Origin of the sequence: Clostridium brassicae, from assembly GCF_026738875.1 — a bacterium.
GTDB classification, from domain to species: Bacteria; Bacillota; Clostridia; order Clostridiales; family Clostridiaceae; genus Clostridium_H; species Clostridium_H brassicae.
Genome location: NZ_JAPQFJ010000002.1, coordinates 354,302 through 369,981 on the forward strand (window position 1 = coordinate 354,302; position 15,680 = coordinate 369,981).

14 protein-coding genes, 3 pseudogenes and 1 riboswitch are annotated in these 15,680 nt (G+C 31.7%); of the genes and pseudogenes, 14 read left to right on the forward strand and 3 right to left on the reverse strand.

The features are described from left to right. Nucleotides 1-38: 38 nt before the first annotated feature. On the reverse strand, nucleotides 39-1,046 hold the full coding sequence (gene aes, locus OW729_RS03355) for an acetyl esterase (RefSeq protein ID WP_268060006.1): 1,008 nt from the start codon (nucleotides 1,044-1,046) through the stop codon (nucleotides 39-41). A 406-nt stretch (nucleotides 1,047-1,452) separates the two neighbouring features. Between aes and OW729_RS03360 the strand changes: the two are divergent. The 3 genes and pseudogenes from OW729_RS03360 to OW729_RS03370 form a co-directional block, all read left to right on the forward strand. Then, nucleotides 1,453-1,569, forward strand: a pseudogene (locus OW729_RS03360) (DUF1540 domain-containing protein); the annotation flags it as partial. A 440-nt stretch (nucleotides 1,570-2,009) separates the two neighbouring features. Then, the gene (locus OW729_RS03365; RefSeq protein ID WP_268060008.1) at nucleotides 2,010-2,855 is read left to right on the forward strand and encodes a helix-turn-helix domain-containing protein; all 846 of its coding nucleotides are present in this window, start codon (nucleotides 2,010-2,012) and stop codon (nucleotides 2,853-2,855) included. A 126-nt stretch (nucleotides 2,856-2,981) separates the two neighbouring features. Next, the gene (locus OW729_RS03370) at nucleotides 2,982-4,319 is read left to right on the forward strand and encodes a glycoside hydrolase family 30 protein (protein WP_268060009.1); all 1,338 of its coding nucleotides are present in this window, start codon (nucleotides 2,982-2,984) and stop codon (nucleotides 4,317-4,319) included. Between the two features lie 118 nt (nucleotides 4,320-4,437). Here OW729_RS03370 and OW729_RS03375 read toward each other — a convergent pair. After that, a pseudogene (locus OW729_RS03375) lies at nucleotides 4,438-5,738 on the reverse strand (IS110 family RNA-guided transposase). Between the two features lie 463 nt (nucleotides 5,739-6,201). Between OW729_RS03375 and OW729_RS03380 the strand changes: the two are divergent. The 11 genes from OW729_RS03380 (at nucleotide 6,202) to OW729_RS03430 (ending at nucleotide 14,446) form a co-directional block, all read left to right on the forward strand. Next, a complete protein-coding gene (locus tag OW729_RS03380) occupies nucleotides 6,202-6,384 on the forward strand; it encodes a hypothetical protein (RefSeq protein ID WP_407647628.1) in 183 nt (60 codons plus the stop codon). Nucleotides 6,385-6,687: 303 nt separating this feature from the next. Beyond that, complete coding sequence (locus OW729_RS03385; RefSeq protein ID WP_268060011.1) at nucleotides 6,688-7,272, forward strand: TetR/AcrR family transcriptional regulator; 585 nt, start codon at nucleotides 6,688-6,690, stop codon at nucleotides 7,270-7,272. A 722-nt stretch (nucleotides 7,273-7,994) separates the two neighbouring features. Beyond that, nucleotides 7,995-8,162 carry an NADPH-dependent FMN reductase family protein gene (locus OW729_RS03390; RefSeq protein ID WP_268060013.1) on the forward strand — a complete coding sequence of 56 codons (168 nt, stop codon included), beginning with the start codon at nucleotides 7,995-7,997 and terminating at the stop codon, nucleotides 8,160-8,162. Then, nucleotides 8,146-9,066, forward strand: coding sequence for a DUF4097 family beta strand repeat-containing protein (locus OW729_RS03395; protein ID WP_268060014.1), 921 nt, complete (start codon nucleotides 8,146-8,148; stop codon nucleotides 9,064-9,066). Before OW729_RS03390 ends, OW729_RS03395 begins: the two co-directional genes overlap by 17 nt. Nucleotides 9,067-9,472: 406 nt before the next feature. Continuing rightward, nucleotides 9,473-9,964 carry a DUF2975 domain-containing protein gene (locus OW729_RS03400; RefSeq protein ID WP_268060015.1) on the forward strand — a complete coding sequence of 164 codons (492 nt, stop codon included), beginning with the start codon at nucleotides 9,473-9,475 and terminating at the stop codon, nucleotides 9,962-9,964. A gap of 15 nt (nucleotides 9,965-9,979) precedes the next feature. After that, nucleotides 9,980-10,204, forward strand: coding sequence for a helix-turn-helix domain-containing protein (locus OW729_RS03405; protein ID WP_268060016.1), 225 nt, complete (start codon nucleotides 9,980-9,982; stop codon nucleotides 10,202-10,204). 14 nt (nucleotides 10,205-10,218) lie between these two features. Further along, entirely contained in the window at nucleotides 10,219-11,316 is a 1,098-nt protein-coding gene (locus tag OW729_RS03410; protein ID WP_268060037.1) for an FAD-binding protein, read from the forward strand. A gap of 115 nt (nucleotides 11,317-11,431) precedes the next feature. Continuing rightward, nucleotides 11,432-11,538: riboswitch (TPP riboswitch) on the forward strand. A gap of 308 nt (nucleotides 11,539-11,846) precedes the next feature. After that, nucleotides 11,847-12,416 carry an energy coupling factor transporter S component ThiW gene (gene thiW / locus OW729_RS03415; protein ID WP_268060017.1) on the forward strand — a complete coding sequence of 190 codons (570 nt, stop codon included), beginning with the start codon at nucleotides 11,847-11,849 and terminating at the stop codon, nucleotides 12,414-12,416. Further along, on the forward strand, nucleotides 12,394-13,191 hold the full coding sequence (gene thiM / locus OW729_RS03420; RefSeq protein WP_268060038.1) for a hydroxyethylthiazole kinase: 798 nt from the start codon (nucleotides 12,394-12,396) through the stop codon (nucleotides 13,189-13,191). Before thiW ends, thiM begins: the two co-directional genes overlap by 23 nt. Nucleotides 13,192-13,368: 177 nt before the next feature. After that, nucleotides 13,369-14,289 (forward strand): DUF2268 domain-containing protein, encoded by a 921-nt coding sequence (locus OW729_RS03425; RefSeq protein WP_268060018.1) that lies wholly within the window; start codon nucleotides 13,369-13,371, stop codon nucleotides 14,287-14,289. Next, nucleotides 14,273-14,446 carry a MerR family transcriptional regulator gene (locus tag OW729_RS03430; protein WP_407647629.1) on the forward strand — a complete coding sequence of 58 codons (174 nt, stop codon included), beginning with the start codon at nucleotides 14,273-14,275 and terminating at the stop codon, nucleotides 14,444-14,446. Before OW729_RS03425 ends, OW729_RS03430 begins: the two co-directional genes overlap by 17 nt. 736 nt (nucleotides 14,447-15,182) lie before the next feature. Here the strand turns inward: OW729_RS03430 and OW729_RS03435 are convergent. Next, nucleotides 15,183-15,680, reverse strand: a pseudogene (locus OW729_RS03435) (ISNCY family transposase); the annotation flags it as partial.

Consider the following 15,680-nt stretch of genomic DNA (forward strand, 5'->3'; position numbering starts at 1 on the left):
GGTAGATGGATAGCCAGTGATGAGTCCGGCAAGTTTTTTTATTCTTTTAAGATGGAAGCATAAAATTCACCACTGTGTTTTAAGCAGTCAAGGGCTTCATCCATCATACGCCCGTAATGCATGAATGCATGCAGTACACCAGGAATTAGCTCAAATTTCGTGTGCACGCCATGGAGCGCTAATATATTATGTAAGGTTTGAGAATCATCTAAGAGTGGATCTAAGCTGCCACAGCATAAATAAGTAGCAGGTATTCCGTGGGTTAAATCATTATTCAAGGTAGCAAAATATGGATTTTCTCCATCCAATGAGGGATTTTCCAAATAGTAGCTGACGTAAGCAGACATATCACTTTTGCGCATACCGTCTAAGGAGGTTCCATTCAAGCGCCAGGAAGGACCGTCCATCATACCGTAAGAACCATAATAGAGAAGTAGTGCGCAGATATAATCGTTATCGCCAAACACGTCACGTAGATAAAGCGCTGAACCCAAAGCTAGATTTGCTCCACCGGAGTCGCCACCAATTGCCATTTTATCCGGAAGAATACCATATTTAGATCCATGCTCATGGAAATAGCGGATGACAGCAGTGCATTCAAATAGTGGAACTGGGAATTTAGTTTCTGGAGCAAGATGATAGTCGACACCGATTACTGCGCATTTGCTGGAAGCCATGACACTTCGCATCATGCGGTCGTGAGTATCAATACTTCCTACGGTAAATCCTCCCCCGTGAATGAATACTAAAGCATGATGCTGTGGTTTATCATCAGGGTAATAAATGCGCACAGGGATCGGACCGATCGGACCTTCCACCGTTAATTCCACTGTTTTGCAGGGCTTTGGCCCTCCCTCATTCCAAAAACGACGTTCTTCTACATATTTCGTTCTCAATTCATCCCAAGAGCAATTGGTATCAAAAGCATCGGCAGAGTGTTCTGCCTGATAATCAATGACCTTCTTCATTCCTTCAGAAAGAAGTGGATATGGATTGGGCTTGTTTACTTCGTAGTCGATTTTGTACTCTGGCATATGAAAATCCATACATTTTACCTCCTAATTGTAAAAATAATCTCTCGGAATCTCAAAGTCTTATTTTATGCGGCTTTGAGATTACATTTTTATTAAAATTCCGTTACTAGTCACTCTTATGGCTTCATAGCAACAAAATCCCCCACTTTTTTTGCCAAAATGCTTGAGAACTTCATCGAAAAAAGCGGTGCTTCGCACCTTTTATTAATAAATGTATTTTTCTCTCACTTTAACGTAATAAAGCTTCTTCTTGATTCAGCACACGAGGGTATGTCTTATTATCAATACTGCAAACGTAATGGCATTACCTCTTTTATTGATTTTGCAAGCCTTATAATAGTAGTACAACAATAGATTACTTACTCGTTTAAGTGTAACATTGGTGTGCAATTATTTCAATAATATTTAATGGATTATTATGGTTCGAGAGGTTAATTGTGAAGTTTATAGTTGTGTTTATAATGATCATAGAATATGTAGTGCAGATGCTATAGAAATAAATGGAGACGATATGAGAACAAGAAATAGTATATAAAAAATATAAAGATAAATTTATAAAATAATTATAAATTTGTTTGAAATATTGTTATAATTTATATATTGGAAAAAATCTAGGGATAGATAGTTTAATTGTTACTATTTATCCTGTGTTTTTATTATGATATAAAATTACATAAATGGGGAGACTGTAGTTCTTCTTGAGGGAAAGGCCTGATAAATTTAACATTTTCACCATTTTTGAAAAAATGAATGTGCATTTTTAGAGTAAATGAAATGAAAAGAATTATACCTTGATTGAAACTGGATTATGTGAAAAAAGTTATTTAAATATAAGGTTTCGCCAAAATACGTGATACAAAGTAGAAAACTCTATATTATTAGTAAAAAAATAAAAGTAAGATCATAATGAATTTAAAGTTTGGGTGAGAAAATTTAAAGTGTAATTTAATAAAATATGTATTAGTAGGTGGTAGTATGAAAACATATAGACATGAGTTTATTAAAACGAATGATATTATAGATATTAAATTAACTTTTAATATTGATCCCGGCAGTGTTGTTACAAAACATTTCCATGATTGGATTCAAATTATATATATTCTCAGTGGAAGTCTAGAGTTTTTTGATAATAATAAAGCACTGTACTTAGAGGAAAATGATTTCGTGGTAGTAAACCCGATGAGTATCCATTCAACCCGAAATATAAAAGGAAACACTGCTATTTTGTTACAAATTCCTGTGAGTTTTTTGAAAAAATTTGTACCAGATGTTCGTAAATATCGGTTTAAAGTAGATACTAAATCAGAAGACAAGTGTGTTCAAAAAAAATTAATGCATATTAGAACAATATTAAAGGATTTATTTAGTGCATATGAATTTAAGACAGAAGGCTATGTTTTTTTGTGTTACAGCTTGGTGTTTGAATTGATATATATACTTATTCATTCTTTTTCATATAAGATTGATGAAGCAGCTTTATTAAAATCTGAAAAAAATCAATTGCGTATGCACACGATTATGGAATATGTCAATGAACATTATAAAGAAAATATGACACTTTCAGAAATTGCAGAAGTAGTACATCTTAATAAGATATATTTTTCTAGATTTTTTAAACAACAGACAGGAATTACATTTTTAGAATATTTGAATACTGTTCGAATAGAACATGTGTATCGAGATTTAATAAATACAGATTATCCTATAAAAGAAATTCTTGAAAAGCATAGATTTTACAATTATAAATTATTTATGCGAATGTTTAAGCATACTTATGGTTGTACACCAAGGGAATTAAGAAAAAAATATAATAAGAATTAATTATAAAAATAGGTCGATAAGATGGAAAGTTAAAATCGACCTATTTTTTCGTTTGTATAGATTCTGTTTGATATAAAAACAAGTTGCTATAATTTAATTTAAAACAAGAGAGGAGAGTGGTTTGATATGAAAACGATTATCCACGTGGAAAGTAGAGAAAAGGAATATTGGAAAGAACAAAAAATTCATTTATCAGAAATATATGAAGACACATTGAATCTTACTGCAGAAAAAGGGCAGGAAGTATTGGGGTTTGGAGGATGTTTTAATGAGTTAGGATGGGATGCTCTAAAGAAAGTAGAAGCAGAAGTAAGGGAGAATTTTATCAAAGAATTGTATAGTAAAGAAGGCTGTAATTTTAACATGGGGCGTGTTCCGATTGGAGCTAATGATTTCAGTTTGGAATGGTACAGCTGTGATGAAACATATGAAGACTATGAGTTAAAAGATTTTAATATTGAACGTGACAAAAAATACACCATCCCATTTATTAAGGAGGCCCAGAAATACTGCCCAGAATTAACCTTGTTTGCATCTCCATGGAGTCCGCCAACATGGATGAAAACGAAAAAAGCATACAATTTCGGAAGAATTATAATGGATGAAAAAGTATTAGATGCTTATGCAAGATATTTTGTAAAGTTTATACAGGCATATAAAGAGCAAGACATTCAAGTTTCTATGGTGCATGTACAGAATGAGCCAATGGCAGATCAAAAATTCCCATCTTGCCTTTGGTATGGTGAAGATATGCGTGATTTTATTAAAGGATATCTGGGCCCGGAATTGAAGAAAAGTGGACTGGATACGGAACTTTGGCTTGGAACAATTAATGGACCTTTTACAGATTATCGTTGGCCAGGATTAGGAGACCCCTATCATCAATTTTATGATCAGTGGGCAAATACTGTACTTTCAGATAAAGAAGCAAAAAAATATATAACCGGTGTAGGAGTTCAGTGGGGGGGTAAGCATCAGTTGGAACAGATTGAAGCAAGTTTTCCTGAAATGCGTATTATGCAAACTGAGAGTGAATGTGGAGATGGATTAAATGAATGGGAACAGGCAGAATATATATTTACTCTTATGTGGTATTATTTTCGTCATGGCGCGGAACGATATGCTTATTGGAACATGGTACTTTTAGAAGGTGGAATTTCTACTTGGGGATGGACACAGAATTCTTTAGCTACTATTAATGAAAAAACAGGAGAATTAACTTTACAACCTGAGTTCTATCTAATGAAGCATTTTTCTCATTTTGTGAAACCTGGGGCTAAGATTGTAAAGACAACAGGATGTTGGACTTCAAATGCTACTGCATTTGAAAATCCGAATGGACAAATGGTAGTTGTTTTATTAAACAGTCAAAATAGAGATAGGGAATTTACATGCAATTATAAAAACGATGTATTTTCAACAATTGTAAAAGCACATACAATTAATACATTTGTTATAGAATAAGACCAGCTAGTAAAAGTCAATAAAAATTTTTGGGGAAGTAATTTTTAAAAAAGTGCATGACAAAAAAGTATTCTTCAAAATACGAACAATACAAAATTGGTGACAATTTTGCTGCCGATTAGGCTGCAGAATTATTGGAATTCTCAAGATACATTTTATGATGAAGTTTTGGTAAGCGTTGCTCGTATTCTTTTTGGTTTCGTAGAACAGCAAAAATATATTTTACAAGCTTATGCATTATGGCTACTAAAGCTACCTTTTTCTTTTTACCGTTTAGGTTGTTTTTATAGTAGTCTAGTAAGATTTTGTTGTTGGCTTCGCCAGTATACGTTTAGTTCGTATAGAAGCTAAAGCTATTGCATATAAAGCTCTACGTCCAAAACGAGTACCTCTTTTAGAGATTTGATTTTTATCACTTTTAAACTTACCAGATTCATTAACAGAAGGATCAATGCCAAAATATGCAACTAACTGCTTAGGTTTTAAAAAACCTTGAAAATCTCCGATTTCAGTTAGGATAGTTACAGCAGAAATAAAACCAATTCCAGGTATCGACATTAATAACAGGATATTTTGTTTAAACTTTGAAGAAATATTATTGCTATGCAAAAGATTTTCTATTTCTTTTAATATTAGATCTATTTGCTTATTGAAATTTTCGATAGTTTCAATATTAATAGTTATTTTTATTGACAATCCAATAGATGATATAGCAATGAATTTAGCATTAGAAGCAACTTTAATTAATTTATTATAAGTATTATTGCACCAGATCATATTCTTTTTAGATGACTCTTTAAGAATCTTTATAATATCTTCTTTAGGGGCATCAAGAATAGCTTGTGGAGTTTGATAACACTTAAGAATAGCAATTGAAGTTACTCCAGTTATATTAGAAAATACAGTGTTGTATCCTGGAAAAACAACACGTAAATCAGCAGATAATTTCTTCTTGAATGTTGATCTTGTATCAATAAGTTTGTAGTAATCACGGCATAAAGATTTTAAGGTAAATATAGGGACATCAAAATAACTATAAGCTTTTATGTTTTCAAATTTACCTATTTTAGCAATAGATAAGGCATCTTTTTTATCATTTTTCACTTTTCTTATGTTTTTATTTTTGTTAGAATTAGTAACTAGAGGATTAATAATATAAGCCTCTAAGTTGTTGGTTTTAAGAAAGTGGAAAAGAGATAAATGGTACACGCCAGTGGACTCCATGAAAATGCCAGTTTTCATGTTAAACTCTTTCTCCACTTTCTTTATTTGTTTAAGTAAGTGGTTAAAACCGTCCACGTCATGTTTAATCTTAAATGCCTTTCTATAAGTATCACCGTTAGGTGAAAGAATAGCAATCATAGAAAAGTCTGCTGAAACATCAATACCTACTGTTGGATTATAAAAAAATTTAGACATAATTAATATCTCCTTTACTTTAATTAGTTTGAGATAGAATAGAGCATCCATTTCTATCAATGAGTCTACATCCTCGTTTGTGACACGGGTAATTCCAGTGGTAACACCCTACGGGAAACCCAACCAGCTAAACCATAGAAATCTCACTGATGGAATGATACGCTTATTTACGGGTATGATCTCTACCGAGATGCCCTGGGGGAGTCCATCTAACCTCTATTCAGGAGATATTATACAATGATCCACAATTAAAGTTAAGTTTCCTTTTAGGTATTAAGATAGAAAACTAGAAAATGAAATGGTTAAATATCCGATAGGATTCTTAATAAAATAAAGAATAATATTAAAAATTAGATTAGTAATGTTCGTTAGAAAATAAAGATGTTTTCTATCAAATGTTACAACCATATTATACGAGGTGGATGTTATTGAATCCGAAGAAGGTCCGGCATTAGGAGGCGCTATGCTGGCAGCTGTAGCCAATGGAGAATATCCTTCTGTAAAAGATGCAGCATTAAAGATTGTAAAAGTAATTGACACCGTGGAACCAGAACTAGAGCTGGCATCAAAATATGAAACAAAATATCAGAAATTCAAAAAAATTTATCCATTTGTAGAGGGGTTATTTTCGGAACTTGCAAAATAGAAAAAACTTTGTTCAAAAAAATAAGTAGACACAGTAGACTGATCCCTTTATTTTCTACCTCCATTATGTATTTTGATGTAATACCAATACGATCAGCAAGGGCATACTGAGTCAGTTTGGTCGTCTGTCATGTTTTTTATTGTATGTCCTAATTGTTTAAGAATATTATCCACTTACAGTTCGTGTAACATACTATTTTATAGTTCATATGAAATGTAAATAATTAGATTGACAACACGTTATTTCTGAGCTAGAATGTGAATGAATACAAAAAAATTCATTCATATTCTGGAGGTTAATAAAATGGAAGATAAAAAAGCTGATATTTTTAATTGTGGGAAGAAATTATTTAGTTCTAAAGGATTTAAAGATACGAATGTTTCTAATATTGCAAAAATGGCTGGAATAGCAGTAGGGACATTTTATAACTACTATTCCTCCAAAGAGAAGCTTTTCATTGAGATTTATTTAAAAGAAAATGAGAAATTAAAAAAGAGTATCATGGAATCTGTTGACATGGATAATGATCCAATAAAAGTGGTTAAAGAAGCTATTGCTATCAACCTAAATGGTATGCATTCCAATCCTATACTGAAGGAATGGTATAACAGAGATCTCTTTAGTAAATTGGAGAAGGAATTTTATGAAGAGGGAGGAATAGAGAGTATTTATGAATTGACGAATAGTAGTATAGCAGAGTTAATCAGAAAATGGAAGACTGAAAAGAAAATTAGGGACGATCTGGATGATGAGTTTATACTTAGTCTTTTTAATTCAGTACCTTATATTGAGATTCACAAGGAAGAAATCGGTATTCATCATTTCCCACAGATTATAGACTACTTAGTGGAGTTTATAATGAAAGGTCTGACTGATTTCCGAAAATAGAAGGATTACAGTCAGGTGTTTTTTTAGCTGTACGTGAATGAATTTGAAAATATTGATTCAAAAATTGGGGCATCTTTTACAATCTCTCATTTACTGCTACAAGAACAAATTTCGAGACATTAACAAGTGAATCTTTTATAAAGGATCTTATGGAATCAGGTTGCCAGTTATTTTTCTTTGTGGAGTATGTTCCAGTTAAGGAAGCAACCGAGAATATTATAATTACAGAAGAACAAAGAACGGAGCTTGCTGTTATTCTAGATTCTTTCAGGAAAAAAATCTCAGGTTTGTTTGTAAGTTTCCAGGTGATGAAGTGGCATTTGGAGGTTGTCTTTCCGTAGGAAGGGGGTTCATTCATGTCAGTGCTGAAGGTGACTTAGAACCATGTTCTTTTGCACATTATTCTGATACAAATTTAAAAGATTTATCGTTAAAAAAGGCCTTGCAGTCCAAATTATTAAGTAAAATTCGTAAGAACCATGCAGAGTTGACTAAAACAAAAGGTGGGTGTGCACTATAGGATAAACGTGAGTGGGTAAAATCTTTACTACAAAAGGAATAAATTATGATCAGTATTTATATGAACATGCAGTTTTTTTTGTCGCAATATGAATGAACAAATAGATATTCATTCATGTTGCAAGGGGATTTAGAAAAGAATATTAAAAACATTAATCATTTACAAATCATATCACAAAATGAACAAGGAGAAGGTAGCAAAATTGATGACACAAGAAATGAATGCAAAACCTACAAAGCTTGAAAACGTAAAGGCGGAAGATTTAGTAGAGTATGATCTGATTGATTTGGAATCAGGCATCTACGGTTCAAAGTTTCATAAAATAGAAAAAATTTCATACAGGAGACTGAAAAATGAAAATAAGATCTAACAAGAAAATAATCATAATAGTGATTGGAGTGATAGTAATTATGAGTGCTTTAGGTTTGGGAAGGTTAAATATGATGAGAGAAATCAATGAAGAAGAAAGCGTTTCTATGAATGAGATTAATTCAATACAGGTGGATATGACAAGTGTAGATGTTCATTTTATAAGAAACGAAACAAGCAATGAGGTAAAGGCCGATTTCCATGGTAAAGCAATGCAGGAAATAAAGCTTATATCTAAAACAGACAATAAAACTCTTTTTTTAACAGTACAGCGCAAATATGAAAACTTGCCACTATATGAAGACGTTGTTTTGGATGTATATATCCCTAAGGCATATACAAAAAATCTTTTAATTAAAATGTTGTCAGGTGCTGTAAAGATGGATTCTTTTAATTTAGCAAACTTTGCACTTGATACTTCTTCCGGTAAGTTAGAAGCGGAAAAAGTAAATGCAAAAGAAATCTCTATAACTTCCTCTTCAGGGGGCATTAACATAAAAAGTATAGACACAGAAAACTTTAAAATGGTAGGCAAATCATCGACAATTAACATTGATGAGTATACTGCTAAAAAGGCTGAAATAGAGACTTCTTCGGGAAGTATCAACTTAAAAAACAGCATTGGAGACTTCAATTTAAAAAGTAATTCAGGGAAAGTGTTGGTAGACTACAAGAATTTTGAAGATCATAACGTAAATATAGAAACTTCTTCGGGGAGTGTTACATTAGAGCTTCCTGACACTGCTGAATTTTTGATTGAAGCCAAAACCTCCAGTGGAAACTTTAAATCTGATTTTCCTATAAAAATAACTGATAAAAAAGATATAAATGGGCAAATAGGGACGAAAAATAATAAAGTTATGCTTAAAACCTCATCAGGAAGTATAAAAATATTGAAAAAATAATAGATATTCAAAATATACCCAAAGGACTTAGAACTAAAGTTGTTATTTCTTAATTTTTAAAATTAACTTGCCATATAGAAAAATGGGCAGATAATTGAAGAAGAGATGTAAAGTATATCTGATTTAGGCATAAAAAAGTGATATAAATGAATTCTAAGAAGATTATTGAATTGGCGCGAACTCTCCTCTAAAATAAATTTTTGATTTTATAGCTCACAGGCTCTGTCTGTGGGCTTTTTAGTTATTAAACATCAAAAGGCTATAAATATCTAAGTAAAAGAATGAGAAATAAAAACGATAAAAATATAAAGAATAACGATAAATAATTATTGTAATTATTGAAATATTGATATATAATAAGGTTGCAAACAATGAACAAAAACTAATTTAAGGTGAGGTAATTTTTATGAAAGAGAGAACAATTTCAAAAATATTAAATGGATTAGTGATTGCAGGAATTATTTTAACAATTCTTGCACTTATAGGTACTCCACTTTCATTGACAGCACTTTTAAAAAGTTCAAAGATGAAGTTATCAGTTTTAAATATGGAGTGGATATTAACAGCATGTATTTATGTGTGTGCAGTTCCTTACTTGATAGCCTTATTTAAGTTAAAAAAAATCTGTAAGTTACTTACAAGTGAAAATTCGTTTTCACCAATTATATCAAAAGAATTTCAAGTTCTTGCTATCTGTGCATTTACAGAAGCTGTTTTTTTCATTCTAAGTAACCTATTTTTATATGTAGTACTTGATTTTTATCTATATGCAATGACTATAGTACCTATAATAATTATGATTTTTGTTGCCGTAACAGCCGGATTCTTGTTTTTGATTATGTCTATCATATTTAAAAGAGCTGCTGAAATTAAAGAAGAAAATGATTTGACATTCTAAAAAGGAGGGGCAAATATGATTATAGTTAACTTGGATGTTATGATGGCAAAACGTAAAATATCTTTAACAGAGTTATCAGAACAATTAGGAATGACAATGGCAAATGTATCAAACTTTAAAAATCACAGGGTGAAAGCTTTTCGTTTTACAACTCTTGATGCTTTGTGCAGAATACTTCAATGCCAACCGGGAGATATTTTAGAGTATAGGGAAGATAAAGATATAGATAGTGGGGAATAAGGATGAAAAAAACAATGATTATGTCATACGATATTGCAATTATAGGGTTAGGACCTTCTGGTGCAATATTAGCACAACTGCTTTCTAAAGAATATAAAACCATTGCTATTGACAGAAAAAACTCTAGTGAAAACGGATTTCAGAAACCCTGTGGAGGATTGCTTTCTTCCGACGCACAGAAAGCATTGGCAAAGTTAGGCATGACTCTTCCAAAGGATGTTATGGTTGACCCTCAGATTTTTGCTGTTAAAACCATAGACTTGAAAAATGATCTCCTTCGCCATTATCAACGGTTTTATATTAATATTGATCGCCATAAATTTGATTTATGGTTGAAATCACTTATTCCGAACCATGTGGAGGTTCACAGCAATTCTCGTTGTTCTGTCGTTGAAAAAATATCGGAAGGTTACCGAGTAACTTTTTATGAAAATGGTATAAAACAGGTTATTATCAGCAGATACCTGGTGGGGGCAGATGGTGCAAATTCTCTGATACGTCGTACATTTTATCCTAAAAAAAGAATACGAACTTACATGTCAATTCAACAATGGTTTCCTGAAACTCACGAAAATAGCTTTTATTCTTGTATTTTCGACCCGGAAAATACAGACTGCTGTTCTTGGTCCATTTCAAAGGACAATCAGTTTATTTTTGGTGGTGCATTTCCTATGGGTAGTTCTAGGAAACGATTTGAAAATCAGAAAAGAAAGTTAGAGAAAATTGGATTTCAGTTTGTAGAGCCTATGAAAACCGAGGCTTGCATGGTATTACGACCGTCAACATTTTATGATTTTTGCTGCGGAAAAGATAATGCTTTTTTGATTGGCGAAGCTGCGGGATTTATCAGCCCCAGTTCACTGGAGGGAATTAGTTTGGCCATTAGCAGTGCTCAGGTTTTAAGTAAAGTGTTAAATGCTCATAGTAAAAATGCTAACAAAAAATATAGGTTAAAAACTCTTAATATTCGTATAAAAATTTTCTTAAAACTACTAAAATGTCCCTTTATGTATAATTCTTTTTTACGTAAGCTCGTATTAAAAAGTGGATTGCAAAATATTGATATTGTTGAGATAAAAGAGAAAAGCTTTCAGTGTACAAAAAAGAGATAATCTTTTATGTACTTTTAATGAAGTTGTTAGAGTAATAAATTACTACATTAAGAAAGATAATTGCCAACTAAGACTTGATTGCAGGCTATATTGAATCCAAGAAAGTTGTGTGATATAATTAAAAAAGGGGAGCTTGCAATGCAGGCTGAGAGGAAGCGTATGCTTCGACCCATAACTTGATTCGGGTAATGCCGACGTAAGGAAATATTTAAATTATACTATTTGATTATATATTTTATGAGTATAAATGGGATATGCCTTATTTGGTGTATTCCATTTTTTATGTTTCAAGGAATAATATTTAATAAGCGAAGAGGGAGCGCTCGGAGCTTTTATAGAAAAAATAAAACTAAATAGCGAGGGAGCTTGTGTTTCAAGATGAGAGGAAGCTTTTCAGCTTCGACCGACCAACATGGTCTATATCATATAGGAAAACGCTATTTAGTTATGCTAAATTCTACCTTGCTAATGGAATTTATTTCCTATATGACATATTAGGAAAATAAATATTGTTAAGGAGGTATTTTATTTTGGAAAAAAACTCAAAACTATTAAAAAAACTTATGTTAGCAATGATGGTGGCAATGGGAGTTGTAATTTCACCAATTCTTCGTATTGAAGGAATGTGTCCTATGGCTCATTTTATTAACATTGTATGTTCTGTAATTCTGGGACCTTGGTATTCACTACTTTGTGCTACATTAATTGGTGTAATAAGAATGTCTTTTATGGGAATTCCGCCATTAGCTTTGACTGGAGCAGTTTTTGGGGCAGTTTTATCTGGAGTTCTATACAGAGCATCTAAAGGGAAGTTGATTTGTGCTGTTATAGGTGAGGTTATAGGAACGGGTATTATAGGAGCCATACTTTCATATCCCGTTATGACATTTGTTTGGGGTAGAACAGGGCTTACATGGATCTTTTATGTTCCTTCATTTATTATGGGAACACTTATTGGAGGAACAATTGCATTTGTTTTTCTAGGAGCATTAAGTAAGAGTGGTATGCTTGCAAAAATCCAGAGAAGTTTGGGGGCAAAAGTTTATGATAAACCAAGAACTAATAATAAACAACCTATTGCGAATAAGACAGAGTATTAAATTAAAAAAGCCTCTTATCCACTGTATTACAAATCCTATTTCAATAAATGATTGTGCAAATATGGTATTGGCTGTTGGTGGAAAACCTATTATGGCAGAACATCCTTTAGAAGTTTCTCAAATTACTGCTGTTTCTAATTCACTTGGGATTAATCTTGGGAATATAACAGATAACAGAATGAAATCTATGTTAATTTCAGGTAAGACAGCATTTCAAAACAAAATTCCACAAGTAATTGACCTTGTAGGTGTAGGGTGTAGTAAACTTCGTCTAGACTACGCAAATAAATTCATTTCAGAGTGTCATCCAAGTGTTATTAAAGGTAATATGTCTGAAATAAAAGCGTTTTGTGGTATGAAAAGTGATGCAAGAGGAATTGATGTTGGAGCATGTGACATTATAACAAAGGAAAATTCTGATGAAAATATAGAATTGCTAAGGAAATTGTCACTACAAACAGGATCTGTTATTGTAGCAACAGGAGAGATAGATGTAATAACAAATAGCACCTATACATATTTGATAATGAATGGTTGTGAAATGCTTTCAATGATAACGGGAACAGGTTGTATGCTTACTGCACTTATAGCAAGCTATATTTCTTGTGACAATATACTAGAGGGTACTGTACTTGCAGTAGCTCTTATGGGGATATGTGGTGAAATTTCTCAACATGTTAAGGGGACAGGAAGTTTTAGAACTGAGCTTATAGATAATATGTTTAGTGTTTCGGATGATATAATTATAGAAAAAATAAAATACAAATTAAAATGAAAATATAAGAAGTAATAAATGAGGCTACTGTAACGGTAGTCTCATTTATTATTTAATAATAAATAATAAAGAACTAATTAGTATATTTAATTTTGTAGAATAGATTGATATTCTTAAAATATATTGACTCGTACGTTACGTAATAGTGTATATTAATATTGCAAAGGAGGTGATTGGGTGAACATTACACTAATACGTTCAGATGAAATTTACAAAAAAATGATGAATTCACCAAAGGAAAAGAGAGATGATATTTATCGTTATGAATTAATGAAGCCTTTTGAATTTAAATGGTCTTGCATTAATGTGCCTCTTAAGTCCCCACAGAAAGGTGGCTATGATGTAATTATGGCAAGTAGTATGCTTGGAAATTTGCCACCATCAGAGGTAGATGAAACAAAAAAGGAAGTTATAAATTTAATTTCAAAGGATAATTTATGGAAAACCTGTGAAAAAACCATTAAAAGCTCTTTAGAACGTTTTACAAAATTAGGATATGAATTACCAGTAAAAGAGTATAAGTTTTCTATTATACTTGCAAATCCAAAAAGTCCATATATATCAATGAGTGATGGTTATCTTGGAGATGGTGGTATTCCTGGATATATTTTTGTAGGACTGGCACCAAATGAATATAGTATTAGCAAGATCCCTGCTGCTTTGGCTCATGAATGCAATCATAATGTACGTTTTCAATTTGAAAAGTGGAAGAATGATATTACATTAGCAGAAATGATGATCTGTGAAGGGCTTGCTGAAAATTTTGCTACATCAATGTTTGGTGAGGATATGATTGGACCTTGGGTAAGCAAAACTGAGATGGATACTTTAAATGATTATATCAAGCCAATCATTAGAGATGCCTTAGATGTAACAGGACTTGAGAGTATCACAGCATATCTTTGGGGTGATGAACTTGCACAGCTGCAAGGATATTTTCCTGTAGGACTTCCTTATTGTGCGGGTTATGCATGTGGTTATTATATGATTAAGTATTATTTGAAAAAGACAGGAAAATCAATTGAAGAAGCTACATTAACACCTGCAAGTGAAATTATGAAGCAAGTAGAGGATTTTTGGGATGAAAAATCAGTTTAAAACTGTAAATGAAACATCAAAACTTACAGGTATCATTATAAGAGCCCTTCATTATTATTATGAAATAGGCTTGTTAAAGCTATCAAATATATCTGAGGTAGGGCACAGGCTTTATGATAATTTAGTTAATTATATAAGTTTAGGCAAACAGTATTAAAACATATGAGTTAGGAAAAGTGTAGAGTTATGAAAAAGCATGTAAAAACATTAAGTGCTACTTTAGCTATTGCAACATTGGTATAAACATCAGTGTTTGCAAAGACAATTCCAAGTGCTATGGTAAGTTAAAATACATATAAAAATTGGAATGCAAATATGCAAAGTAATTCATTTAATTATGGAAACTTAATATGGAATTTCAATTATGCTAATTATGAAACCAGAACTATAATAAAGGTATGCTAAAAAGTAATAAGAACAATATAAAAATTACAAGTGGTGTTGGGATTATTAAAATAAGGAAGAACAGTTTTAGTGACAATAACTTAAAGTAACATTAAGGTTTTTGAGGATTATATTTTAGTCCCTAGCATTAGACTTATGATCTAAAAAGTTATTTATAATTTGCTAAGTATAAATTTAAAGAGTTGAAATGTATGATTTAAGGTAAACTTAAATGCATTTCAGCTTTTTTTATGGTTTTACTAAATTATAATAAAATATGTTTTTATCAAATAAAAGGTTTAAGTTATGAAGACTGCATTGGAATGTGGATTCGAAAAAAATATCTGTAGTTTTATATATTTTATTTTAGTGTTAACAAAAATGAACCTATGATAAAAACATAAGGGTGTTAAAAAAGCAATAAGTTTAAAATTTATGTCAACTGTTTTTGAAAATGTCCTAAAATAGTTTAATTATTAGCACCAGAAAAATCTGGTGCTTTTTTATTGCTACGCAACATCGGTTTTAAGGCGATGAGCCTGCATTTTACAATGTTTCTCAAAAGAAGATTGTCTCCAAGGGTGTGTCATAGGAGGAATATACTTTTTCTTTGGCTCTTTTGGTATTTTTACAAAGTCAAAGTTCTTTGAAGTTGGTAAGTGGTCTGGGATTAATTCCAGAGCATATACTTGATTATTTATACAAAAATATAGTTGCTTATCAAAAGATTCAATAACCATACCGGAGGTGCCTTTATGATAGTGTACAGCTATGCCATCTTTGTTTGTTGGAATATAGTATTTTGTTTTAAATTTAATACAGCTACCGCTATCAATCTTGCGAGAATCTAATATAGCTAACGTAAGGTTAATTTTATCTGAACTAGGTTGCTTTTCAAATACAGATTTGATACTATCTACTGGTAAGGCAAATTTAGCATTGAATTTTTTTATGTAGGAGTTTAAAAATTCATTTGCTTGCTCAAGTGTTGTTATACCAGCTAGTCT

Bases quoted from the DNA above. Each gene is read 5' to 3' on its own strand.
- OW729_RS03370 (WP_268060009.1), top strand. From the start codon at position 2,982: ATGAAAACGATTATCCACGTGGAAAGTAGAGAAAAGGAATATTGGAAA.
- OW729_RS03400 (WP_268060015.1), top strand. From the start codon at position 9,473: ATGAAAGAGAGAACAATTTCAAAAATATTAAATGGATTAGTGATTGCA.
- OW729_RS03385 (WP_268060011.1), top strand. From the start codon at position 6,688: ATGGAAGATAAAAAAGCTGATATTTTTAATTGTGGGAAGAAATTATTT.
- OW729_RS03410 (WP_268060037.1), top strand. From the start codon at position 10,219: ATGATTATGTCATACGATATTGCAATTATAGGGTTAGGACCTTCTGGT.
- OW729_RS03380 (WP_407647628.1), top strand. From the start codon at position 6,202: ATGCTGGCAGCTGTAGCCAATGGAGAATATCCTTCTGTAAAAGATGCA.
- OW729_RS03405 (WP_268060016.1), top strand. From the start codon at position 9,980: ATGATTATAGTTAACTTGGATGTTATGATGGCAAAACGTAAAATATCT.
- OW729_RS03395 (WP_268060014.1), top strand. From the start codon at position 8,146: ATGAAAATAAGATCTAACAAGAAAATAATCATAATAGTGATTGGAGTG.
- OW729_RS03430 (WP_407647629.1), top strand. From the start codon at position 14,273: ATGAAAAATCAGTTTAAAACTGTAAATGAAACATCAAAACTTACAGGT.
- aes (WP_268060006.1), bottom strand. From the start codon at position 1,046: ATGGATTTTCATATGCCAGAGTACAAAATCGACTACGAAGTAAACAAG.
- OW729_RS03365 (WP_268060008.1), top strand. From the start codon at position 2,010: ATGAAAACATATAGACATGAGTTTATTAAAACGAATGATATTATAGAT.